Origin of the sequence: Changchengzhania lutea (assembly GCF_006974145.1) — a bacterium.
Classification (GTDB): domain Bacteria; phylum Bacteroidota; class Bacteroidia; order Flavobacteriales; family Flavobacteriaceae; genus Changchengzhania; species Changchengzhania lutea.
In genome coordinates, this window is sequence record NZ_CP039456.1 from 3,305,201 (window position 1) to 3,328,112 (window position 22,912).

Genomic DNA, 22,912 nt, shown 5'->3' on the forward strand with positions numbered 1-22,912 from the left:
TTTTGATAGGCATAGCATCGCTACGCATAATAAAAGTAACGAAATATGAGCGAATTTCAACCATTTTTCAGGGAATTGAAAAGATCTAGATGAGTTTAATAACTCAAAACATAAAATAAAAATCAAACTAAATAACAAAGTACAACCATGAAAGACAGGACTTACTATTTAAAATCGATTATATTTTCAGCTATAGCAATCTTATTATATTCAGGATGTAAAAAAGAAAACAAAGAATCTACGGCGGTCAAAAAAACGAAAAAAAAAACAGTTGATATTTCAATAGAGAAACAAGCTGTATTAGAAGTAATGAAGACCTACAAAGATGCCATTCAAAACTTAACAACAGAGGGCACTTTTGATCTATTTACGCCTACTGCCACAGTTTTTGAACAAGGTAAAATAGAAGGCACTTATAAAGACTATATCGACGGACATTTAGGACCTGAACTTGCCCATTTTAAAAGTTTTACATTCTCAGATTATGAGATTGATGCCACTGTAAATTTACCCTATGCCTATACAACTGAAAATTATCTATACACCATTGTTTTAAAGGCAGATGAAGAAAAAGAAACAGAGGAACGCACCATTGAAAGTAAGGGCGTCGCAACCTCAATACTTGAAAAAATTGATGGTACATGGAAAATTATCCATTCACATTCATCCTTTAAAAAATTATAATAACAGCATGATACAATCCCTTTACATAAAAAACATGGTCTGCGATAGATGTATTAAGGTGTTAAAAACCGAGATTCAATCTAATACTATTGACCTATTGGAAATTGAATTGGGTAGAATTACACTTAATATTAATTCCGATACCGAATTAGAACGCTTAAAAAATGTTTTGAAAATAAATGGCTTTGAACTTATTGATACTCCTGATGGTAAATTGACGGAAGATGTTAAAATCAATCTTATAAAATTGATGGAAAACTTACCGATAGATTTAGAGAAAAATCTATCGGCCTATCTTTCAAGTTTAATGCATCGGGATTATTCCAAAATGAGTAAGGTTTTTTCCACTACTGAAGGTCTCACTATCGAAAAATATTTTATCAAGCTGAAAATTGAAAAAGTAAAGGAATTGATACAAATGCAAAGGTATAATTTTACGCAAATAAGTCAATTGTTGGATTATAACCATATTAATCATTTAAGTCGTCAGTTTAAAAATGAAACAGGAATGAGCTTGTCCAAATACAAATCTGAACAGAAGAATTTTAGAAACCCATTGGACAAAATTATATAGATTTAAACCATAATTATAGTACAAATTCCTTAAAAAAATAAATATACTTGGGTATTAATTAATTATTAACATTTAAAAACTCAAAAAAATGAGAAATGAACAATTAATCAGTGCACTAGGGAATTGTATTAACCATTGTAACTACTGTGCTGACGCCTGTTTGGACGAGGACAATGTAAAAATGATGGTAAAGTGCATTCGCATCGACAAAGTGTGTGCAGAAGTTTGCAGTGCCTTAAGTCAGGTATTGGCAACAAGTTACAGCGATGTTAGGGGCTTAGTAGAATATTGCAAAAAAGTTTGTGAAGCCTGTGCTAAGGAATGTGAAGGTCACGACCACAAACATTGCCAAGAGTGTGCAGATGCCTGCAGAAAATGTGCAGACGCCTGTGCTACTTATTTAAATTAATGAGTAACAAGAGGTTGAATTTTAAATTTTAAGAGTTCAACCTCTTATTTAAAATTTTTTATGATGAAAAACAACTATAAAATAACAGGAATGACCTGTAACAGCTGTAGAAAACATGTCGAAAAAACCCTTAATTCCGTTGAAGGTGTTAAGGAAGCCCAGGTAAACTTACAGTCCGAAATAGCAACTATAGAAACAGAAGAAAAAATAGACTTACACCAATATAGTGAGGCACTGCGTAAAGCTGGGGGAAATTATGATATCAGCCCGATCGCATCAATTGAGGAGGAATAGAATATATAAAAATCAATAACCTTTTTTAAAACATATATCCATGAATTATATCTTGCTGAGCCTGGGGGTTTTGATCTATATAGCAATAATTGCCGATATAATAATGACGACCCTCACGGTTAAGGGAGGTGGTTGGCTAACAGGCAAGATATCTCATTGGGTATGGAAACTATTTTTAAGAATCTCCGGTAATAACGGAGAATCAACTCTTTTAGCCCATGTTGGTTATCTTCTATTGGTACTTATTGCCATGATATGGGTGGTAATGTTCAATCTAAGTTTTATTTTACTTCTAGCGTCCGATGTGGACTCGGTTATTAATAGTACTACAAATTTACATGTCAACTTATGGGAAAAAATCTATTATTCAGGTTTTGTAATATCCACGCTCGGTATTGGCGATTTTATAGCCTCAAGTAATTTGTGGCGCAGCATCACAATTTTATACTCATTTACGGGATTGATTTTTATAACGATGTCCATTACCTATTTTATACCGGTATTGACGGCAGTTATAAAAAAACGTAAATTGGGCATAAGCCTGAGCAGCTTGGGCAATACACCACAAGACATTGTATTGAATGCTTTGGATGCCGATAATTCTGATTATTTTAAATTTCAACTTCTCAGCTTATCCGATGCTTTGGTGGAACATAGTCAAAACCATAGGGCATATCCCGTAATTCATTACTTTCATAATAATAAAAAAGATAATACCATTATACTACAGATAGCAAGGCTAAATGAGGCTATACATATTTTACGAATGTATGTAAAAAAAGACCGTCGACCCAATAAAAGACAATTGACAACTATGGAATCGGCCCTAAACAACTATGTTGAAGTTGTTATGGAAGTGAGCGGTGCGACGTTTAAAAAATATAATTTCGATAAAATGGAACTAAATGAGCTTAAGGCGATAGGAGTAGTGCAAGAAAATGTCGAAAAAGAAGAACAGGATGAAATGATTCAGAAAAGAAGAACAGTGCTTCGCACCTTGGTTAAAGAAGATGGTTGGGACTGGGCAGACGTAGCATCCTAATCACTAAATTTAACAGTCGTTTTTCAGTATTCAAAACCAATTAATTCAAAAAATATGACCCATACTTATAAAATTTCCGGAATGACCTGCAATGGCTGCAGAAGCCATGTAGAGGATGTGCTCAATAACATTGAGGGCGTAAAAAATGCCACGGTAGATTTGGAGCAGAAAGAAGCCACAATAGAAATGGACCAGCACCTGCCGATCGGTACTTTTAAGGATGCCTTACAAAAAGACGGCGATCTTTACAAGATCCATATCCCAGGCGAAGAACCAAAAGAAGAAATTAAGAAAGCCCAAAAGCCAGATGCCAATGGAAAAGGCACTGGCACATTTTACTGCCCAATGCACTGTGAAGGGGACAAAACTTACGATAAACCTGGCGATTGCCCTGTCTGTGGCATGGATTTGGTGGAAGAGCAAAACCTATCCGTTGTTTCTTCAGAACAATGGACCTGCCCGATGCATCCTGAAATCGTTAGGGACGAATCTGGAAGCTGCCCGATCTGCGGTATGGACTTGGTCCCTATGGAGCCAAATCTTTCATCTGAAGAAAAAACCTATAAAAAACTTATCAAAAAGTTTTGGATCGCCGTTGCATTTACCCTGCCCATTTTCTTCATTGCCATGAGCGAAATGATTCCCAATAATCCGTTATATGATGTCATGGAGCAAAAAAATTGGAACTGGGTACAATTTGTATTGTCCATTCCAGTGGTGTTTTATGCCACTTGGATGTTCTTTGAACGCGCTTACCGTAGCATAAAAACATGGAACTTAAATATGTTTACCCTTATCGGTATAGGTGCCGGGGTGGCTTGGTTGTTTAGTGTTGTGGGTATGCTCTTTCCTGATATTTTCCCAGATGAATTTAAAACGATGTCCGGAGCGGTCCATGTTTATTTTGAAGCCGCCACCGTGATTCTAACATTGGTGTTAATGGGTCAGGTATTGGAGGCGCGGGCACATAGCAAGACCAATTCTGCTGTAAAGGAACTTTTAAAGCTTGCTCCCAACAAAGCGATACGTGTAGTCGATGGAATGGAAGAAGAAGTCTCCATCGACAAAATAGAAAAAGGCGATATCCTTCGTGTAAAACCCGGCGATAAGATTCCCGTAGATGGGATGATCACAGAAGGAAGTACCACAGTGGACGAGTCGATGATTTCTGGCGAGCCGATCCCCGTTAATAAAGTAGAGGAAGATAAGGTAAGCAGCGGAACTATAAATGGCAATCAGTCCTTTTTGATGAAGGCCGAAAAAGTAGGTTCTGAAACATTACTGTCACAGATTATAAAAATGGTCAACGATGCCAGTCGAAGTCGTGCGCCCATTCAAAAACTGGCTGATACCGTATCAGGGTATTTTGTCCCGGTCGTAGTTCTAATATCGATAATAACTTTCGTTATTTGGGCTATTTGGGGGCCGGAACCCGTTTATGTTTATGCGTTTGTGAATGCTATTGCCGTATTGATAATTGCCTGCCCGTGTGCATTAGGTCTGGCAACACCTATGTCTGTAATGGTGGGTGTCGGTAAAGGCGCTCAAAATGGTGTCTTGATAAAAAATGCTGAAGCTTTGGAGAAAATGGACAAGATAGATACCTTAATTGTCGATAAAACCGGCACCATAACCGAAGGCAGACCCACAGTTGAAAAAGTGGCAGCATTTAACGATTCGTTTTCAGATAAGGACATTTTACAATACATTGCTTCCCTAAATAGTTCCAGCGAACATCCCTTAGCTGAAGCTACCGTAAAGTATGGGAAAGAACAGAATACCGAATTTTTTAAGGCGAAAGATTTCAGCGCTGTAACTGGAAAAGGTGTGGAAGGCAGTGTAAACGGTAAAACCCTGAGCCTGGGAAATGAAAAGATGATGGCATATGCAAAGGCATCAATTTCCGTTAAAATGGAAGCGGAAGCCCAATCTTTTCAGAAACAGGGGAAAACGGTTTCTTATTTGTCCATTGATGGAACCGTCGCTGGTTATGTGGTCATTAGTGACAAGATAAAAAAAACCAGTGCAAAGGCGATCAAGGAACTACAGGATAAAGGGATCAATGTGATTATGCTCACGGGCGATAATCACGAAACGGCTCAATCTGTAGCAAGCGAACTCCATCTTGCCGATTTTAAAGCGGGTATGCTACCCGAAGATAAGCTCAAAGAAGTTGAAAAATTGCAAGCAAATGGCCGTGTTGTGGCTATGGCGGGAGACGGCATCAACGATGCGCCCGCTTTGGCAAAGAGTGACGTGGGTATTGCTATGGGCACAGGTACGGACGTGGCCATTGAAAGTGCTATGATAACTCTAGTAAAAGGCGATCTGCACGGTATCGTTAAAGCACGGAATCTAAGTGACGCAGTCATGAAAAACATCAAACAAAATCTGTTTTTTGCTCTAATTTATAATACCCTAGGTGTCCCGATTGCAGCTGGAGTGCTATTTCCTTTCTTTGGATTATTGCTCTCGCCGATGATTGCTGCTTTGGCTATGAGCTTTAGTTCGGTTTCGGTGATTGCCAATGCGTTACGATTGAGAACACAATCTATTTAATCAATATAATATAATGAAAAATAGCATTTTATTTTTATGTATCATGATTTTGGTATCCTGCAAAGACACCAAAACAAAGGTTCAAGAACAAGCACCTGAAACTGAGACTGAACAAAAGGGAACAATCTCTGAACCAGAAAAAAAGAAGCCTTTAAGTCCGCACACTTCAGCAATGGCCATAATTGGCGACGCCCATATTCATATCGATTATTCTTCACCAGGTGTAAGAGATCGCATCATATTTGGTGGATTGGTTGGCTATAACAACGTATGGCAAGCTGGAGCACACAACGCTACTTGGATAGAAACCAACAAAGAGTTAACTATTTCAGGAAAAGTATTGCCAGCAGGAAAATATGGGTTCTTTACTGTTCCGTCTAAAGACGATTGGACAATAATGATTAATAAAAATTGGAATCAACATGGTAAGGATGAATACGATGAAAAGGATGATGTGATTCGGTTTAAAGTAAGCCCTGAAATTTCTGAAGATATCCAGGAGTATTTAGAATATAAAGTTACTAAAACTAGTGATAATTCGGGGACAATAAATATGAACTGGGAAAAAGTTAACATTGAATTCCCGTTTACAGTTAACTAATATGGTAAAAAGACAAACCGCACTAAAGATAAGAAAAGCACATGGCTATATGTTGTCACATTTAGAGGTCGACAACATTAATAAAATTGAACCGTTGGAGCACATCATGAATATAGAGGAAGGCCTTTACCGGCTTATGAAATCTCATATAAAACAGATGAAAGCCTCAAAGCTTATGTGGCCATAGCTAATGGAGCGTTTCAAACCGTACGACACCGCAGTTGGCGCTGGTTCGACTTTTTATGGATGACACATACCATGGACTATGAAGGAAGAGGTAATTTAAACACCATTGTTTTAAGGGTATTTTCATTATTAGGATTAATCACAGTATTGAGTGGCTTTTTACTTTGGTATACATCACCACCAACCATTAGAAAATTGAATAAAAATAAACGTAAATAATAAACACTAAAATCAAAAATTATGGAAAATTCAAATCAACACAAAAAAAAGAATCAATACACAAAATTTGTAGGGATGCTAGCTGCATCTTTTATAGCAATGTACATTACAATGTATCTAAACTCATACGAGATAGATCACGTTTATTTCAGTCTTACACGATTTTATATGAGTTGCATGGGTATCGCTGCAATGGCTATAATAATGTTTGTGGCTATGCGTAATATGTACCAAAACAAAAAGAAGAATATAGCTATTGTCTTGGGGAGTGTTATTCTTTTCGGAGGTGCGTTAGGTCTTGTGCGAGCGCAAGCCCCAATTATTGGTGATGTACTCTGGATGAAAGCTATGATTCCTCACCACTCTATAGCCATTTTAACAAGTGAGCGAGCGGATATTAAAGACCCAGAGGTGAAAAAATTGGCAGAGGATATCATCAAGGCACAAAAGAAAGAAATCGAAGAAATGAAGGCGATGATTAAACGGTTGGAAGGCAAAAATTGATAAAGGCGGATAAGGTCTTAAAAGGTCATACTTGTTAGATTGATAATGAATTTGTTTTTTCAATAGTAACTAAGATTTATCTTTTTATTATGAGTGAAAGTAGAAGAGGTAGAAGAAAGAATAAAAAAAGCAGACATCAACAGAAAAGTAATATCTCGAAAAAAGATAAAATTGTTGGAGTACTGGGAATAATAATCATTGTCATATTGGCAACCGTTATGGCCTATTATTATTCCCTTTCAAAAGCAGGAATGACATTGTTTTAAAGCAAATAGAATATGAGTGAGACTATCCACATAAAAAATATGGTCTGTCCAAGGTGTATCTCTGCAGTATCGAATATTTTACAAGAGCTAGAGATTCCATATGGCTCAATTAAATTAGGAGAGGTCGAATTAACATCATCCTTAAGTATGGAAACTAAAAATGCTTTTTCCAAAGCACTTCAAAATTCTGGCTTTAGTTTGATTGACAATCGTAAGAGTCAGCTTATTGAGCAAATGAAAACTTTGGTTGTAGATAAAATCCACCATTCGTCCGATGATTTAGATATAAAATGGGCAGACTATATAAGTGAAAAATTAAATCTTGATTATAAATACCTAAGTTCCCTTTTTTCATCGGTTGAAAGTATTACGTTTGAGCAGTACATCATCAATCAAAAGATTGAGCGGGTAAAAGAACTCATTGTTTATGACGAATTGACTTTAAGTGAGATAGCTTTTAAACTTAACTATAGTAGTGTAGCCTATTTGAGCAATCAATTTAAAAAAGTTACCGGAATGACACCTACACAATTCAAGAAAGTCATCGATAAGAACCGTAAATCTTTGGATGATATTTAAGTATTTATTAAGTAAAAGGAGATTCATTCTAATTGATGCTTTTTGGAATTATTAGTATCAATTTTAGAGATTTTAAGTATAAAAAATATTCAACTAAAACAAATATTATGAAAACAAAACTATTTACTTTAGCAATCGTTTTAATAACATTTTGTGAGGTTAATGCCCAAAAAACTTATAAAACTGAAGAAGGTCATATTTTGATGATGACTTCGGTTGACAGTAAACCCGTCAAGGCAGAAAGCCATAAATTGACCCTATATCTTGATTATGATTCCAAAATAATTAATGGCGTCCTTGACCTGAAAACCTTATCAACGGATGTTTCTGAAATCAACACCATTTTACAAGAGCAAAAAGACCCTTTAATGCTCCGGTTTACTGGCACTATTCCTTCACATGATTTTTTGTCAAAACGGCACGACCCTATTAATTTCGATTGGCTGGTAACTGTTACCTATCAAGGGAAATTCTATATGTCACAATTTAAAGCTATCATTACACATATTGAGCATGGAATAGCAATGTCATGCTTGATAAGTGCAAGTGGCCAGGTTTTAGTGTCAGATACAGGTTTGGATTCCCTAATAGAAGGCATAGATAAGACTATTGAAGTACAGTTTGCTCAGTTGGTGTTAAAATTGGAATAGCTATATATTTTGAGATATTAAACCTTATTCTGAAATTAATCCAGTAAATATGATGGTTCAGAAATTCAGCAAATTCTACAAATCATTCAGCAACGATACCATAGTATAGAAATGAAACAGCAAAAACCAATATTAAGATTTATTAATGGTGGTGCTGTTTATATAGGTAAAGACATTTCGACAAAAACCCATCGTCATCATGCCATACAATTGACTATTTCGTTTAAACAAACTTTCGAAATTACAACTCCTAATGAGACTTTTAAAAATTGCAGATTTGTAATAATTCCTGAAAATGTTCCTCATCAATTTTATTGTCCCTCAGAAGATTATCAAGTTTTCATTTATCTTGACCCATTTAATAAGCTATCACAACTTCTAAAAAATAAATTCACATTAAAATCAAATGTTATTATCGCTGACAATCTACTCTACAAAGTCCCACCATTAATAGAATGGTTAGTGATGAAAGGATGTGAAATGCAAGCATTGGTAATAAAATTTATTGAGCTAATAACAAATTGTACTATTGCCGATTCAAATAAAGATATACGAATTACAAAAAGTATCAAATACTTAACCAACAATTTGGATAAAGCAATTAAAATTTCTGAAGTTGCAAGCTTTGTTTGTTTATCTGAAAGTAGATTTGCTCATTTGTTTAAACTACAAGTAGGCATTCCTTTCCGGAGATATATTTTATGGTTAAGAATTCAAAAAACGTTATTATCATTTGTAACTGGCAATTCATTTACGACAGCTTGTTATGATGGGGGATTTACAGACTTACCTCATTTTAATAGAACCTTCAGAGAAATGTTTGGCAATACTCCTTCTTCCATTTTAAAAGGTTAGCAAGTTTATACAAGTTTAGAGCCTTTTCATATTTTAATTTTGCTCTTAAATAAAAATACGGTATAAGAAAATGATAAAAGTAATTCCGCTCTGCATAGTTTTTCTATTCTTAACCGTTGGTCCTTTATTTGCCCAAAACAATAGCGACCAAATACTTGGAAAGTGGGTTAGTGAAGATAATATTAAAACGGTGGAAGTTTTTAAAGAAAATGGGAAATACTCTGCAAAAATAACTGATTCAAAAAACAAGCAGCAAATTGGAAAGTTAATAGTTTGGGGGTTGCAATATGATATTAAAGAGAAAGAATGGTCTGACGGAGAAGTTCAATTGCCAGACATGGTACTTTCTGCAGGTTGTTATGTGAAAATAATGAGTGAAAAATAACAAAATATGACAAAGGGAAAAGATTTTATTCCTGCTTTAGGCTTCAATTGGTTGACGGGTTTATATGACTTGACAATTAAATTAACTATGCCAGAAAGAAAATTTAGGGCTAACCTTATTGACATTTTAAACCCCAAAGACAATGAGTCGATTTTAGAGTTTGGTTTTGGAACTGGACAAAATATAATTCTTGCCTATCAACGAAACTCTAAGACCAAATTTACAGGTGTTGACATTGACCCAAAAGTCAAACAAATTGCCGATAATAAGAAAAACAAACTTGGAATTACACTGCATTTTGATCTCTATGATGGAAAAACATTTCCTTATACAGACAATTCCTTTGACAAAGTGTTTAGTTCATTAGTTTTTCATCATCTTGACAAGGAAACTAAATTATCCGCCTTGAAGGAAATCCACAGAGTATTAAAACCCGACGGACAACTTATTATTGGCGATTGGGGTAAAGCAAAATCTAAAACAATGAGAGTAGCATTCTATGCAGTGCAAATCTTTGATGGCTTTAGAACCACGAATGACAATGTAAATGATCTTTTACCAAAGTATATAGAAAAAATTGGTTTCAAAAATGTGGACGAGATAGATTTCATAAACACAGCGATTGGAACCTATTCATATTACCGTGCAACAAAAGAGTAAACAAAATGCCAGCCTATTTCAGGACAAGACAGTTTAGTGCTTAACGAAAGTTCAGTGATATTTATAAACACCTCTAAATAGAATATTACGCGATAGCGAAATATACTGTTTGAACTTTTAAAAATGAATAAATTAAAAACAAAATATAACGTTTTCGGTCAGTGCAAGCCCTAAAGTATGTGACTTTAACTTTTTAAACCATCTACCTTAACGAACATTAGAAGTCGAAAATCGAGCTAAAAACAAATTATAATCAATGAATTCAATCGAAACTATTTTATTGAACTTTTCCGAAATCAGAAGACGGAGCATAAAACTATGGAGCGAAATTCCAAATGAATACCTGAATTGGAAACCTGACGAAAATGCGTTCACGATTATCGAAATGATAAGACACGTTCTAGAAGGCGAACATCTTTTCCATAAAATCGTGGGAAATCGCGGGAATTTAGGAAATTACAAATCGCCATGGGAAGGACTAAAATACTCGGACTTAAAAAGTGAACTGAAATTTGCCGAAAATCATCGATCGGATTTTTTGAGTATGATAAGAGGACTTAAAGAATCGGATTTAGAAAGCATACGAATTGAAAGAAAAGAAGTCGGACAAAGCAAAACACTTTGCGATTATTTAAACCGAATAGCCTATCATGAATCAGTGCATACTGGGCAAATGTTAGGTTATTTGAGAACAGCTAAAATTGATAGACCAAAAATATGGGATTGATTAAAAGTCAGTTGCCAACATCGATAAACAGCAAATAGCGGGTATTCCAGTAAAAGTGATATTTTAGACACCAAGCAACAAACAACTAAGCCGACAAGTTTACATCCCTACTCTGCGCTACTTGCGTCAAACAAGACCGTCACCAAACATTTATAAAAAACGAAATGATTCACCCAATAGTCGGAAATACAAGTTCTAGAAAAACAACGTATTCAACTGAGTTGAAAAGAATAGCGAACGGAATTATCTTTTCAATTGACAAATGGAATAGCATACTATTATGATGAAATTTATTTAAATCTAAGAAATATAAAAGGGTACCTGAATACATGCACATTATAAAATTAAAATGTCAAAAAATATTATCTTCGTTCCGTTACAGCCTTGAATCCAAGATGACAAAAATTAAAAAATATACAGACGTTTCTTCTTTATGGTCCGATTATAAAAATGGATTGCAATTTTACATTCTAAAAAAAGTCAAGGATAAAGATATCTCTAATAACCTGTCTCATGAGGTGCTGATGAAAATTTATAATTCTTGCTGTTCTAATAATGAAATTAAGAATATACGATCGTGGATGTTTCAAATTGCACACAACACAACCATTGATTACTTAAAGAAAGAAAATAAATTCACGAATGAGGTTCCTGAAATTTTCGAGAAAGATGAAAATAATTCATATAAGGAAGCCGAAGAATTAATGAAACCTCTTATTGAACTCTTACCTGAGAAGTATGCTGTTCCTCTTCAATTAGCGGATATAGAAGAGATAAAACAAGTAGAAGTTTCAAAAAAATTGAATTTGAGTTTAACCGCTACAAAAAGTAGAATTCAAAGAGCAAGAAAACTATTAAAAGAAAAAATAATTGAATGCTGCAACTTGGAATTAGATAAAAAAGGGAACCTTCTTTCTTTAGAAATTAAACAAAGTTGCGAACCGCTACAGAATCATTTAAAAAAAGAATAATCCTTAAATTTTGCATCTTTTTTGCATCTATTTAGTCTTGGTATTGATATTAATATAAAATCTCGAAAAAATGGAATCAAAAGAATCAAAAAAAACTTCTAAAAACTCAATTTGGAATAGGAATAGAAATTATACAACGTATTCATCAAAAGGACCATCATGCAGACTAGCTTCTAAAAGTATTTTTGGTGCACATCGAAGATATTGTTGAGAGCATATCTTTCATTAGATAATTATTTGAAAAAACTTCCAAATTTAGAAGTTTTTTTTAAAAAAATTTTTTCAAAAATTTTGCGTCTTTTTAACAAGAAGTTAGTCTTGGTTAAAAACATAAAATAATATTAAAATGGAAAAAATTTCAAAAAAAAACATTAGAGAATCTGTAATGGCAAACTATAGAGAAGTAGCCTTGAGAAATGATTTAGGTGAAAACAGTAAATCGAATTGTTGCAGCGGCCCTGAAAATGATTTAACTTATATTTCTGAGGCATTGGGGTATTCTAGCTCAGAATGTACTAATGTACCGGAAGGTTCAAACTTAGGTATTGGTTGTGGTAACCCACAAGCAATTGCTTCACTTAAAAAAGGGGAAATAGTTTTAGACCTTGGTAGTGGCGCTGGATTTGATTGCTTTTTAGCCTCGAAGAGTGTCGGAGAAAAAGGACAAGTTATTGGAGTTGATATAACCGCAGAAATGATTTCAAAAGCCAGAAACAATGCAAAAAAAGGAGGTTATAATAATACAGAGTTTCGACTTGGAGTAATAGAACAACTTCCAGTTGCTGATGCAATAATTGATGTGATTATTTCGAATTGTGTCATAAACTTATCTCCAGAGAAAGAGAAGGTATTTAATGAAGCATTTAGAGTTTTGAAACCTGGTGGACGACTTGCAATATCAGATATAGTTGCTGTTTCGGAATTTCCAGACGAATATAAAAATGATATCTCGCTAATTTGTGGTTGCATGTCTGGGGCTTCTTCAATTGATGTATTACAAACCTTTCTTTGCAACGCAGGATTTTCAGAAATTAAAATTGAATCGAAAAATAAAAGCCGAGAATTTATTAAAGATTGGAGGCCAGAATCAGGAATTGAAGATTATATTATTTCAGCAACCATTGAAGCCGTTAAAAAGAAATGGTAAAAAATTTAGCATTGGCCTGGGCTTAAAATTCAGGTTATTCAGATTTAATGGATAGGCGGTCAAAGTGAGCCACCTTCAGCGAATTAAAGTGAGCATAGCAATAATTATTACAACTCATTTTATAGCTTAGGCTGAAATGATTTTTTAAATGGCTCGCTTTGACCGTTTTTTGCAATACACTCATCAATTTTGTTATAAATATACTCAATATGTCTATCGATTTTCTTTTGATTGGAATTGTTTTTCAAAGCCTCCAGATCTTTTTTAGCAGTAGTTTGTTAAGCTGTACAATTTCCTTTTGAAGAGCTTTGATCCGTATTATTTCATCTATCGTTTCCACTTTTAATCTTGTATTCATTAGGTCTTTACCTTCGTGTTTTCTAATCTATTCATTGATTGTTGTAGGTGAGATACTATAGAGTTTTCCTAATTCGTCACTACTCATCGATTCGCAATGTCATTTGTCAAATTAAACTATATTAGCATAATATTATTGGCAAACATTTCTTATTGTTCAATTTAACAGATGAATTCAAAAGACTTAATAATCCTTACGAAGCTTAAAAATGGAGATCCTACTGCTTACAAAGAATTGTTTGATTTGTATTATATGCCATTGAGTATCTACGCTTTAAAATATTGTGACTCTTTTCAATTGTCCGAAGACATTGTACAAGATCTATTTGTAAAACTTTGGGATGAAAAGATATATATGAAATTTGAAGGAGCTATTAGCCCCTACCTTTTTAAATCTGTAAAGAATAACACTCTACAGGTGGTTAAAAAGAAAACGAAATATCATTTCGAAGAAATTGAAGATCAAATTAATAGATTAATGGAAGTTGAAAATGTTGATATGACGAGTATTGATGAGAAAAAAAAGAAATTATTAAAAGAAGTCGAGGCCCTACCCGAGAAAAGCAAGGAAGTTTTTAAAGCTATTGTACTTGAAAATTTAAAGTATAAGGAAGTGGCAAAGCAGTTTGGTATTTCAGTAAATACGGTTAAAACGCATTATTCAAGAGCCTTAAAGAAGCTTCGTAGCTCACTAGATGCAATCATAATGTTGCTTCTAGTTTAAAAAAATCAAATTTCTTGTCACCCATTTTTGTTCTTTTGTTATATATAATATATAAGAGATCAATAATGCATAAAATGAATGCCCATATTTTAAAACTTATTTCCGCTTATACTACTAATGAAATAAGTGAAAAACAATTTAACGATTTACAACAATGGTTAAATGAAAGTGTTGAAAACAAGCAAATGTTTGCCGACTACCTACACTTTTACAAAAAATCAAGACGCATAGGACTTGCCGAAAACTTAGACAGTGATAAAGCTTGGAATACTATACTAGTAAAACTTAAAGAACCTTTACAACCAGTTGCTGCTGCTCAAAATCAAGATTTCAAAGAACCAAGTAAACCAATATTTGCACTACGCAGAAAAACATGGTTTAAATATGCTGCTGCTGCTGTGGTTGTTGGTATTTTGGCATCGGGTTATTTCTTCAGGTACAATTTCTTTAATAGATCTATAGACGACAATGCTAATACCACAATTATTGTAAATAACGACATCCAAACTGGTACAGATAAGGCCACCTTAACTCTTTCCGATGGTTCAGAAGTCGCTTTGGAAAAAGGGCAAAAGTATGTTGCAAATAATTTATCGAGTAACGGTGAAGAAATAATTTATGAGGTCACATCAACGACAAAGCCAGAAATAGTATACAATTATTTGACTATCCCAAGAGGAGGACAATTTCATATTACATTAGCCGACGGTACAGAAGTATGGCTTAATTCAGAAAGCCAATTAAAATACCCCGTAGCGTTTATTGACGGAGACATCCGCCAAGTGGAACTAATGTATGGAGAAGCTTATTTTGATGTCTCACCAAGTATAAATCATAATGGAGCAGGATTCAAGGTTTATCATAAGATGCAAGAAGTTCAAGTTTTAGGTACCGAATTCAATATCAAAGCCTATAAAGGTGAAATAAATATCTATACAACATTGGTTGAGGGAAAAGTTGCGATTGATAACGACATTGTAGTTAAAAACTTAAAGCCTAGTGAGCAATCAATTCTAAATATTGGGAATAAAAATATAATTATTGCTTCGGTTGATATTTATGATGAAACCTCATGGAAAAGCGGGGTCTTTAGTTTTAAAAACAAACCTTTAAAAGATATCATGAAAGTATTATCAAGATGGTATGATACGGAAGTGTTTTTTTTAAATAAAGATCTGGAAGAAGTCAGGTTTAGAGGAGTGTTGAGCAAGGATCAAAATTTGGAAGATATTCTATTAACTATAAAAAACACTAATTTTATTAATGCCTATGAAATAAACAACAAAAAAATAATCTTAAAATAAAAATAAAAGGGAACGAAGTTTACACCGTTCAAAGTACCACTATCACTCCCTTTTTGAGTATTAATTAATTGTTTAATCAACTAACATGCAAATTTATGAAAATTAATTTAACCAAAGTTTTTTTCTGTCGTAAAAAAAAGCTCTTAATCAACATCATGAGAACTTTTATTTTCTTGTTCTGTACCACAATTTTTGGTTTTTCGTCAGATAATATGTTATCGCAAAACACAAAAATTGAAATAGATATAGATACAACCCTCACCATCGATGAGGTTTTTGAGTTAATTCGTAACCAAACCGATTACACTTTTATCTATCAAGAAGATTTATTTAAAAATGCACCAAAAGTGTATCTTAAAAAAGGAATAATCAGAGCCAATAAGCTCCTCGAAAGAAGTCTTAATTATGGGGATTTTAACTTTAGCCTGTCTGATAAAAAAACAATTATTTTAGAAAAAAGCCCTGATGATAATGGCTCGCAGCCACAGCGGCAAATTAGTGGGACAGTTACAGATAAAAACGGAATGCCCTTACCAGGAGTAAATATTATTATTAAGGAAAAAAACAAGGGTGTTGTCAGTGATTTTGAGGGGAGTTATAGCATAGATGCCAACACTGATGATATATTGGTTTTTTCTTATTTAGGGTACGCCACTCAAGAGATTAAAGTAGATAATACAGTAACCTTAAATATTGTATTGCTAGCAAATTTTGATGAGTTAAGCGAAGTTATTATTACTGCAATTGGCACAAAACAATTTGTTGACGAATCTGGGTCAACCAGCTCCATTGTTAAAACCGAAGGTATTGTTAAGTCAGGCGAGGCAGGAGTTATTAATGCTTTGGCAGGTAAGGCGTCTGGTGTAAGAATTGGGAAATCAAATGGCGATCCAGGTTCAGGGTCTGCAATCCAAATAAGAGGTGCCAATACCATTCAAGGCGCAAGCCAACCTTTAATTATACTCGATGGCGTTCCTGTGAGCAATGACAATATTGGGAATGTTACTATTAGCCAACAATCTAGATTAGATGATATCAATTCCAAGGATATCGAATCGGTACAAGTTTTAAAAGGAGCATCGGCAGCAGCACTATGGGGTTCACGAGCCGCCAACGGTGTAATTGTTATTACCACTAAAAATGGAAGCTTGAACCGTAAACCAACAGTACAGTATTCCTTTACACAATCGTTTGATGAGATTAACGTAAGAACCCCATTGCAAAATAAATTTGGACAAGGACGAGGTGGTGTTAGAGCAATAAATAGAAGTGAATCATGGGGAGATAAGATTTCAGACCGTTCAGGAGGTCCAGATGAAGTAGATGAAACCGGACGGTATTTTCAATCAAATACCACAGAAAATATATACTATCCCGTAACTGCAAAAAACTCCAAGGAAACCTTTGTTGATAGTAACTACGATCAAGTGTTCCAAACTGGTGTTTATGCCCAACACAACATCTCTGTAAGTGGTGGAGGTGAAAAGGCATCGTATTTTTTTAGTTATGAAAACCTTAACCAAGAGGGCATCATAAAAAATTTCGATTACAAACGTCAAAACTTACGGCTCAATACGCAGGCACAACTTACCAATTGGTTAAGCTGGAGCAATAAAGTATCTTATACCAACACAGATTCAAATAGGATAATACAAGCCGGAGAAAACACAAATGGCATTTTGTTGGGGCTTTTACGAACTGCAGCAGATTTTGATATTTCAGATTATATTGGTACTTATGTAGCAAGTAATGGCGATGTGTTTCCTGACAGGCAGCGATCTTATCGCAGACAATTCGGAGAATCTGAAAATCCTATTTATAACAATCCGCTATGGACTATAAATGAGCAGAAAGCACCTAATGAAGTCAATCGGTTTATTATTTCCCCTGAACTGACCATCGCTCCGATTAATTGGTTGAAGATTATTTTGAGAGGTGGCTTGGATTATTATTCAGATTTCAGGAGCTCTTTTTTCCCTATAGGTTCAGCAAGTGGTGCGAGAAGTGCCGGTTTATGGACACAAACCGATATAACAAGCCGGGAACTTAATTTTGATGGCATAGTTATCGCCACACAGGACATTAATAAGGATGTAGAAGTTTCAGCCACATTAGGATGGAACTTTAATGACAGACAACGGTTTTCCAATACCAATACCGTTAGTCCATTTGCTGTAAATTCCAGCCTTCCTACACCCGATCTTAACCCAGATCAAGCAGCGACATCTTGGAATAGGAACATACGAAAAATCCGTTCTAATAGAGGATATGGTATTTTGGCGTTCAATTTATTTGATCAATTGTTCGTCAATGTTTCGGGAGCTTTAGAGGCCTCTTCCACTATAAAAGGAAGCTTCTTTTACCCTTCGGCAGATTTGGCTTGGCAATTTAGCGATTTAATTGATTCGGAAACTTTAAGCTTTGGCAAATTAAGGTTTGCATGGGGGAAAGTAGGTATACAACCCGCACCTTATAAGTTTGATACCTTGGCATCAACTGGTTTTTCAACTTTTGGAGGCAGCTTTTTAGTAGATTCGGAAAAAGGAAATTCAAATTTAAAACCTGAAATAAAGACCGAATGGGAAGTAGGAACAGATTTAAGGTTTTTTAAGAACCGAATTAGTTTGGGACTAACCTACTACAAAAATGAAACAAAGGATATCCTTTTTGCGGTTAATACCAATCCGAGTTCAGGATTTAGCACAAATTATACTAATGCTGCCGTAATTGAGAATAAAGGTTTTGAAGTTGATCTTAATGGTAAAATAATTGACAATCAAGAATTAAAAATTTCACTTTATGCAAACTTTAACGACAATAAAAATGAAGTGGTTGATATTGCTGGTGCCGAAACCGTTGACATTGGTGGAACTTCCAAAGCGGTAAAAGGATTTCCAATGAGTTCTTTCTGGTTACCAGGCACACTCCGTAACGAAGACAACAGTTTGGCACTTGATGCAAATGGTTTTCCGCAATTGGACACGGATAGACGTGTAATTGGCGACCCAAATCCAGATTGGCGCGGCGGCTTGGGCATGGAACTGAAATGGAAAAACCTCGATTTTAGCTTTCTGTTCGAGCACTCACAAGGTGGTGAGTATATAAACAGGACCAGAGTTGTACTTTATGGTTTTGGAGTTCATGAAGATGTTGCTAATGAAGTTACACTTACCGAAGATTTAACAAACTTAAATGGTAATGTATTCACTGCTGGGACAACAGTTCGTGGCAATATAAAAGATTTTGGTGCTGGAAACGTACTTCTGGATGAGTCTTGGTACCGTGGCATTGGAGGCGGTCTAGGTTTCAATAAAGTAAATGACCTATATATCGAGGATGCTACATGGACCAAATTGCGAAACGTGACCTTGGGATATACCTTTAACCAACTCAAAGTGTCGTCTAAACTTTCACTCGAATCTTTAAGGATATCGGTTACAGGTAGAGACCTTATCCTTTGGACCGATCTGGTGGGAGTTGATCCGGAAACTAACAATTATGGTGTTAGTAATGCTTTTGGGATGAATTATTTTAATAATCCGGGCACCCGATCCATATTGTTCAATCTTCAAGCTAATTTTTAAATCTTAAACTATGAAATCTATATATATAAAATACATACTTGTTTTTGCAACGATAATTTTAAGTGGTTGTGAAAGTTTGGTGGATAATCTTAATGACAATCCAAATCAACTAACCTTGGATACCGTAGATCCAGGGCTGTTTCTAAATGGGGTGGAATTGTCGAATATAAATATTCATTTAGGCTCGACCGTAAGTGGGCAGGCAGGTGCCCCGAACCGGATTGCCGCCTATTACTCAGGGCAGTTGATAGGATTGGAACAGGTTGATTTACAATGGTTTCTATATAACGTAACAACGAGTACTCTTAATTGGGACGGGTATCAAAACGTAATCACACCCTTACGGGAAATACGGGGTAGAACAACAGATAACCCATTGTATCAGGGCATAACCAAAGTTCTGGAAGCACATCTTATTGGTACCTATGCCTCGCTTTTTGGCGATATTCCGTATGCTGAAGCTGTCAGCGATATTGAAGCCCCCAAATTTGATGATCAGCTTGCCGTTTTTGAAACATTGCAATCACTTCTTCAAGATGCCATCGATAATCTTAACAACGCTATCGGTAGTGGTGTTATCGAAGATTTTCTTTTTGGTGGCGATAGGATAAAGTGGTTGGAAAATGCATGGACTTTGAAAGCACGTTATTATATGCATACAAAACAGTACGAAAATGCCTATAATGCCGCACAGAACGGTATATCTTCCAATGAAAACAGCATGATGTTCAAACCATTGGATATACCTGGGGAAAACACCGTCAAAAATAAATTTTACATAGTTCTTGCAGGTGGCCCCAATATCAGCACAAGCGGTAGTTATCTGGCGCAACTACTCGAGCCTACCAGTAGTGTTTCCCGCAACAATGCCAAAACCGATGAAACCGCGCGAGCAGGTTATTACACGATTGATCCCGAAAGCTCTGGATCGAACTTGGGCGTTGCCAATGAACTTGAACCCCAGCCCATTATTACCTATCAAGAGAACTTATTGATCCTTGCTGAAGCTGGAGCGCGTATTCAAAGTTTTACAACAGGTTTGGGGCATTTAAATGAACTCCGTAATTTTCTGAGTACTGGCACGTTTTTAAATTCCAATTTTTCATCAGAGCCTTACACATACGATGCCTATATAGCTTCAGATTTTGATGCTGGGGGAATTGAAAATATGGACGGTATAAACCCTGATAGAGCCTTATTGAGGGAAATAATTGAAGAACGGTACGTTTCAGGATTTACAACCTTTATGCCTTTTGACGATGCAAGACGATTGAAAAAGAGTGACTCTGATGTTGCTGTTCCATTTCCTTTAAATGTACCAACGGCAACACAAAACGTAGAACGCTTTTTATATCCTGAAGATGAGATTCTGTCAAATCAGATGGCACCGGAAGATCCTGGCTTATTTGAGGCTACAAAAGTAAATCAGTAGTAATAAATGTAATATCTACCAATACAGGCTAGGGTTTTGATTAATGGGTTCTGTCTGTATTATCCATAAATTAAAATCAAGGGTTTATAGCTGATAGTTTGGAGTATAAGAATCTTATGTTTTAACTGCATGGTTATTTGTAGTCTTTTAAAGTACTTATAAACTTATACTACAACAAATAAATAAAAATATTTAATTATGAAAAAATCAATTTTATCATGTATAATGATTTGCCTTATGGCACTATTTACGGTCAATATTGGGTTTGCACAAGAAAAAACCTCTGAATTCGAGGTGCTCGGTAATTGTAACGGCTGCAAAAAACGCATTGAAAAAGCGGCATCAGCTGTTGAAGGGTTTCTTCTGTGAACTGGGACAAAGAGACTAAAATCATACAAGTTACCATGGCAAGGCATACCAATATTATTGATGTTGCAAATGCAATTGAGGGAGCTGGTCATGATACCGAATTTGACAAAGCGGATCATGTTGCTTATGATGATCTTCCCGGATGTTGCCAATACGACAGAAATCAATAGAGTAACCCGTCTGGATAGGACTTGTCAATTCGAATAAATTTCATGATAGATAAGTGTTCTAAACGTACAACGAGTTAAAGGTTTTATTAAACAAATTATAAGACTGTTTGAACATAAAATTCAATTTTCTTTTAGACAGTCTTTACTTTTAAAATATGGTTGAAGAGAAACAAACAACATTAGCACAATATTTTCAAGAATTTAGGGAGAATATTATTGGAATCAATGCAAAAATTGAAACGCCTTATGGTTCTAAACCACTCATTTATGGAGATTGGATTGCAAGCGGAAGATTATATGGGCCCATTGAAAAAATACTACAGGATCGCATAGGTCCCATGGTTGGAAACACTCATTCTGAAGCCAGTTATACAGGGAGATTAATGACTAATATTTATGAAGAAGCACATAATATCATTAAAAAACATGTCAATGCTTCTCATGATGATGTTATCATTACATCAGATTCTGGAATGACAGGTGTGCTATGTAAATTCCAGCGCATTTTAGGCCTTAAAATCCCTGAAAAATATGCCAACCAAATCCATATTCCTGAAGAAGAGCGACCAGTCGTTTTTTTAACACACATGGAACATCATTCCAACCAGACAACTTGGTTGGAAACAATTGCAGATGTTGAGGTGTTAGATCCTTCTGAAAACTTATTTGTTAATGCAAATAATTTAACAAAAGCTTTAATTAAATATAAAAACAGAAAAATTAAAATTGGATCGTTCACTGCTTGCTCCAACGTTACTGGAGTTGGCACCAACATTTATGAATTGGCTGAAATAATGCATGAAAATGGAGGATATTGCTTTGTTGATTATGCAGCCTCTGCACCTTATGTAGATATGGATATGCATCCTGAAAACGATGTCCAACGCTTGGATGCCATCTTTTTTTCCCCTCATAAATTTCTTGGTGGACCAGGCAGCTCTGGCGTTCTGATTTTTAATAAAGCTCTATACAAAAATAAAATTCCAGATCATCCTGGAGGAGGTACTGTAACTTGGACAAATCCTTGGGGCGAACATCATTATTTTGATAATATTGAAGTACGTGAAGATGGTGGCACTCCGGGTTTTTTACAAGCCATAAAAGCGAGTTTGGCAATTAAGTTGAAAGAGAAAATGACAGTCGAAAAAATCCGTCTTCGTGAAAATGAACTTGTCAAAGCATGTTATGAGAAAATATCAAATATTTCTGGACTGCACTTACTTGCCAAAGATGTTAGATATAGGCTGGGAGCATTTTCATTTTACATTGAAAATATACACTATAATTTAGTTGTTAAATTGTTAAATGATAGATTCGGCATCCAGGTTAGGGGTGGTTGTTCATGTGCAGGAACTTATGGCCACTTATTATTGGAAGTCTCCAGGGAGCAATCCAAAAAAATAACAGATGAAATTAATCGCGGCGACCTTTCAGAAAAGCCGGGTTGGGTTCGTTTATCACTTCACCCTACCATGACAGATAAGGAATTGCAATATATTATTGACGCCATCAGCCAGCTTATGCAATGTCATAAACAATGGCGTAAGGACTACACATATTCTCCTATAACCAATGAATTTTATCATAAAGACGAAGCAAACTATCTTGTGAATACGTCAGTATTTTTTGAAGTATGATGTTTACAATAAAATAAAGACCC

The 22,912-nt window shown here is 35.2% G+C and carries 24 protein-coding genes and 1 pseudogene; all 25 read left to right on the plus strand.

Going from position 1 to position 22,912, the window contains the following annotated elements:
* Window positions 1-147 precede the first annotated feature (147 nt).
* The 25 genes and pseudogenes from FAF07_RS14850 to FAF07_RS14965 all read left to right on the plus strand — a co-directional run bounded on the left by FAF07_RS14850 (window position 148) and on the right by FAF07_RS14965 (window position 22,889).
* A complete protein-coding gene (locus tag FAF07_RS14850) occupies window positions 148-684 on the plus strand; it encodes a YybH family protein (protein ID WP_142785846.1) in 537 nt (178 codons plus the stop codon).
* Window positions 685-691: 7 nt separating this feature from the next.
* Entirely contained in the window at window positions 692-1,258 is a 567-nt protein-coding gene (locus FAF07_RS14855) for a helix-turn-helix domain-containing protein (RefSeq protein WP_142785847.1), read from the plus strand.
* 88 nt (window positions 1,259-1,346) lie between these two features.
* Entirely contained in the window at window positions 1,347-1,667 is a 321-nt protein-coding gene (locus FAF07_RS14860) for a four-helix bundle copper-binding protein (protein ID WP_142785848.1), read from the plus strand.
* 60 nt (window positions 1,668-1,727) lie between these two features.
* Window positions 1,728-1,961 (plus strand): heavy-metal-associated domain-containing protein, encoded by a 234-nt coding sequence (locus tag FAF07_RS14865; RefSeq protein WP_142785849.1) that lies wholly within the window; start codon window positions 1,728-1,730, stop codon window positions 1,959-1,961.
* A 40-nt stretch (window positions 1,962-2,001) separates the two neighbouring features.
* Complete coding sequence (locus tag FAF07_RS14870; RefSeq protein WP_142785850.1) at window positions 2,002-3,003, plus strand: potassium channel family protein; 1,002 nt, start codon at window positions 2,002-2,004, stop codon at window positions 3,001-3,003.
* Between the two features lie 54 nt (window positions 3,004-3,057).
* Window positions 3,058-5,562 (plus strand): heavy metal translocating P-type ATPase, encoded by a 2,505-nt coding sequence (locus tag FAF07_RS14875; RefSeq protein WP_142785851.1) that lies wholly within the window; start codon window positions 3,058-3,060, stop codon window positions 5,560-5,562.
* A gap of 13 nt (window positions 5,563-5,575) precedes the next feature.
* A complete protein-coding gene (locus FAF07_RS14880) occupies window positions 5,576-6,163 on the plus strand; it encodes a DUF2911 domain-containing protein (protein WP_142785852.1) in 588 nt (195 codons plus the stop codon).
* 37 nt (window positions 6,164-6,200) lie between these two features.
* A pseudogene (locus tag FAF07_RS14885) lies at window positions 6,201-6,568 on the plus strand (hypothetical protein); the annotation flags it as partial.
* Window positions 6,569-6,589: 21 nt separating this feature from the next.
* A complete protein-coding gene (locus tag FAF07_RS14890) occupies window positions 6,590-7,072 on the plus strand; it encodes a DUF305 domain-containing protein (RefSeq protein ID WP_142785853.1) in 483 nt (160 codons plus the stop codon).
* Between the two features lie 89 nt (window positions 7,073-7,161).
* Window positions 7,162-7,338 carry a hypothetical protein gene (locus FAF07_RS18580; RefSeq protein ID WP_185956445.1) on the plus strand — a complete coding sequence of 59 codons (177 nt, stop codon included), beginning with the start codon at window positions 7,162-7,164 and terminating at the stop codon, window positions 7,336-7,338.
* 12 nt (window positions 7,339-7,350) lie between these two features.
* On the plus strand, window positions 7,351-7,917 hold the full coding sequence (locus FAF07_RS14895; protein WP_142785854.1) for a helix-turn-helix domain-containing protein: 567 nt from the start codon (window positions 7,351-7,353) through the stop codon (window positions 7,915-7,917).
* 107 nt (window positions 7,918-8,024) lie between these two features.
* Entirely contained in the window at window positions 8,025-8,567 is a 543-nt protein-coding gene (locus FAF07_RS14900; RefSeq protein ID WP_142785855.1) for a hypothetical protein, read from the plus strand.
* A 111-nt stretch (window positions 8,568-8,678) separates the two neighbouring features.
* The gene (locus FAF07_RS14905) at window positions 8,679-9,422 is read left to right on the plus strand and encodes a helix-turn-helix domain-containing protein (protein ID WP_142785856.1); all 744 of its coding nucleotides are present in this window, start codon (window positions 8,679-8,681) and stop codon (window positions 9,420-9,422) included.
* 70 nt (window positions 9,423-9,492) lie between these two features.
* Window positions 9,493-9,807: a DUF2147 domain-containing protein gene (locus FAF07_RS14910; RefSeq protein ID WP_142785857.1), complete on the plus strand. Its 315-nt coding sequence runs from the start codon at window positions 9,493-9,495 to the stop codon at window positions 9,805-9,807.
* Window positions 9,808-9,813: 6 nt separating this feature from the next.
* The gene (locus tag FAF07_RS14915) at window positions 9,814-10,467 is read left to right on the plus strand and encodes a class I SAM-dependent methyltransferase (RefSeq protein WP_142785858.1); all 654 of its coding nucleotides are present in this window, start codon (window positions 9,814-9,816) and stop codon (window positions 10,465-10,467) included.
* A gap of 256 nt (window positions 10,468-10,723) precedes the next feature.
* Window positions 10,724-11,194 carry a DinB family protein gene (locus tag FAF07_RS14920; protein ID WP_142785859.1) on the plus strand — a complete coding sequence of 157 codons (471 nt, stop codon included), beginning with the start codon at window positions 10,724-10,726 and terminating at the stop codon, window positions 11,192-11,194.
* A gap of 395 nt (window positions 11,195-11,589) precedes the next feature.
* Window positions 11,590-12,165 (plus strand): sigma-70 family RNA polymerase sigma factor, encoded by a 576-nt coding sequence (locus FAF07_RS14930; RefSeq protein WP_185956446.1) that lies wholly within the window; start codon window positions 11,590-11,592, stop codon window positions 12,163-12,165.
* A 346-nt stretch (window positions 12,166-12,511) separates the two neighbouring features.
* Complete coding sequence (locus tag FAF07_RS14935; RefSeq protein WP_142785861.1) at window positions 12,512-13,312, plus strand: arsenite methyltransferase; 801 nt, start codon at window positions 12,512-12,514, stop codon at window positions 13,310-13,312.
* 526 nt (window positions 13,313-13,838) lie between these two features.
* A complete protein-coding gene (locus tag FAF07_RS14945) occupies window positions 13,839-14,393 on the plus strand; it encodes an RNA polymerase sigma factor (protein ID WP_142785862.1) in 555 nt (184 codons plus the stop codon).
* 74 nt (window positions 14,394-14,467) lie between these two features.
* Window positions 14,468-15,697 (plus strand): FecR family protein, encoded by a 1,230-nt coding sequence (locus tag FAF07_RS14950; RefSeq protein ID WP_185956447.1) that lies wholly within the window; start codon window positions 14,468-14,470, stop codon window positions 15,695-15,697.
* Window positions 15,698-15,852: 155 nt separating this feature from the next.
* Complete coding sequence (locus FAF07_RS14955; protein WP_185956448.1) at window positions 15,853-19,281, plus strand: SusC/RagA family TonB-linked outer membrane protein; 3,429 nt, start codon at window positions 15,853-15,855, stop codon at window positions 19,279-19,281.
* 10 nt (window positions 19,282-19,291) lie between these two features.
* Window positions 19,292-20,713 (plus strand): SusD/RagB family nutrient-binding outer membrane lipoprotein, encoded by a 1,422-nt coding sequence (locus FAF07_RS14960; protein WP_142785865.1) that lies wholly within the window; start codon window positions 19,292-19,294, stop codon window positions 20,711-20,713.
* A gap of 198 nt (window positions 20,714-20,911) precedes the next feature.
* Window positions 20,912-21,082, plus strand: coding sequence for a hypothetical protein (locus tag FAF07_RS18585; protein ID WP_185956449.1), 171 nt, complete (start codon window positions 20,912-20,914; stop codon window positions 21,080-21,082).
* Window positions 21,079-21,252, plus strand: a complete 174-nt coding sequence (locus tag FAF07_RS18590; protein ID WP_185956450.1) for a hypothetical protein — start codon at window positions 21,079-21,081, stop codon at window positions 21,250-21,252. Before FAF07_RS18585 ends, FAF07_RS18590 begins: the two co-directional genes overlap by 4 nt.
* A 155-nt stretch (window positions 21,253-21,407) precedes the next feature.
* Complete coding sequence (locus FAF07_RS14965; RefSeq protein ID WP_142785866.1) at window positions 21,408-22,889, plus strand: aminotransferase class V-fold PLP-dependent enzyme; 1,482 nt, start codon at window positions 21,408-21,410, stop codon at window positions 22,887-22,889.
* Window positions 22,890-22,912: the final 23 nt, after the last annotated feature.

What these genes read in the sequence shown, in the direction of transcription:
- FAF07_RS14850 (WP_142785846.1), top strand. Translation starts at nt 148, where the DNA reads ATGAAAGACAGGACTTACTATTTAAAATCGATTATATTTTCAGCTATA.
- FAF07_RS14855 (WP_142785847.1), top strand. Translation starts at nt 692, where the DNA reads ATGATACAATCCCTTTACATAAAAAACATGGTCTGCGATAGATGTATT.
- FAF07_RS14860 (WP_142785848.1), top strand. Translation starts at nt 1,347, where the DNA reads ATGAGAAATGAACAATTAATCAGTGCACTAGGGAATTGTATTAACCAT.
- FAF07_RS14865 (WP_142785849.1), top strand. Translation starts at nt 1,728, where the DNA reads ATGATGAAAAACAACTATAAAATAACAGGAATGACCTGTAACAGCTGT.
- FAF07_RS14870 (WP_142785850.1), top strand. Translation starts at nt 2,002, where the DNA reads ATGAATTATATCTTGCTGAGCCTGGGGGTTTTGATCTATATAGCAATA.
- FAF07_RS14875 (WP_142785851.1), top strand. Translation starts at nt 3,058, where the DNA reads ATGACCCATACTTATAAAATTTCCGGAATGACCTGCAATGGCTGCAGA.
- FAF07_RS14880 (WP_142785852.1), top strand. Translation starts at nt 5,576, where the DNA reads ATGAAAAATAGCATTTTATTTTTATGTATCATGATTTTGGTATCCTGC.
- FAF07_RS14890 (WP_142785853.1), top strand. Translation starts at nt 6,590, where the DNA reads ATGGAAAATTCAAATCAACACAAAAAAAAGAATCAATACACAAAATTT.
- FAF07_RS18580 (WP_185956445.1), top strand. Translation starts at nt 7,162, where the DNA reads ATGAGTGAAAGTAGAAGAGGTAGAAGAAAGAATAAAAAAAGCAGACAT.
- FAF07_RS14895 (WP_142785854.1), top strand. Translation starts at nt 7,351, where the DNA reads ATGAGTGAGACTATCCACATAAAAAATATGGTCTGTCCAAGGTGTATC.
- FAF07_RS14900 (WP_142785855.1), top strand. Translation starts at nt 8,025, where the DNA reads ATGAAAACAAAACTATTTACTTTAGCAATCGTTTTAATAACATTTTGT.
- FAF07_RS14905 (WP_142785856.1), top strand. Translation starts at nt 8,679, where the DNA reads ATGAAACAGCAAAAACCAATATTAAGATTTATTAATGGTGGTGCTGTT.
- FAF07_RS14910 (WP_142785857.1), top strand. Translation starts at nt 9,493, where the DNA reads ATGATAAAAGTAATTCCGCTCTGCATAGTTTTTCTATTCTTAACCGTT.
- FAF07_RS14915 (WP_142785858.1), top strand. Translation starts at nt 9,814, where the DNA reads ATGACAAAGGGAAAAGATTTTATTCCTGCTTTAGGCTTCAATTGGTTG.
- FAF07_RS14920 (WP_142785859.1), top strand. Translation starts at nt 10,724, where the DNA reads ATGAATTCAATCGAAACTATTTTATTGAACTTTTCCGAAATCAGAAGA.
- FAF07_RS14930 (WP_185956446.1), top strand. Translation starts at nt 11,590, where the DNA reads ATGACAAAAATTAAAAAATATACAGACGTTTCTTCTTTATGGTCCGAT.
- FAF07_RS14935 (WP_142785861.1), top strand. Translation starts at nt 12,512, where the DNA reads ATGGAAAAAATTTCAAAAAAAAACATTAGAGAATCTGTAATGGCAAAC.
- FAF07_RS14945 (WP_142785862.1), top strand. Translation starts at nt 13,839, where the DNA reads ATGAATTCAAAAGACTTAATAATCCTTACGAAGCTTAAAAATGGAGAT.
- FAF07_RS14950 (WP_185956447.1), top strand. Translation starts at nt 14,468, where the DNA reads ATGAATGCCCATATTTTAAAACTTATTTCCGCTTATACTACTAATGAA.
- FAF07_RS14955 (WP_185956448.1), top strand. Translation starts at nt 15,853, where the DNA reads ATGAGAACTTTTATTTTCTTGTTCTGTACCACAATTTTTGGTTTTTCG.
- FAF07_RS14960 (WP_142785865.1), top strand. Translation starts at nt 19,292, where the DNA reads ATGAAATCTATATATATAAAATACATACTTGTTTTTGCAACGATAATT.
- FAF07_RS18585 (WP_185956449.1), top strand. Translation starts at nt 20,912, where the DNA reads ATGAAAAAATCAATTTTATCATGTATAATGATTTGCCTTATGGCACTA.
- FAF07_RS14965 (WP_142785866.1), top strand. Translation starts at nt 21,408, where the DNA reads ATGGTTGAAGAGAAACAAACAACATTAGCACAATATTTTCAAGAATTT.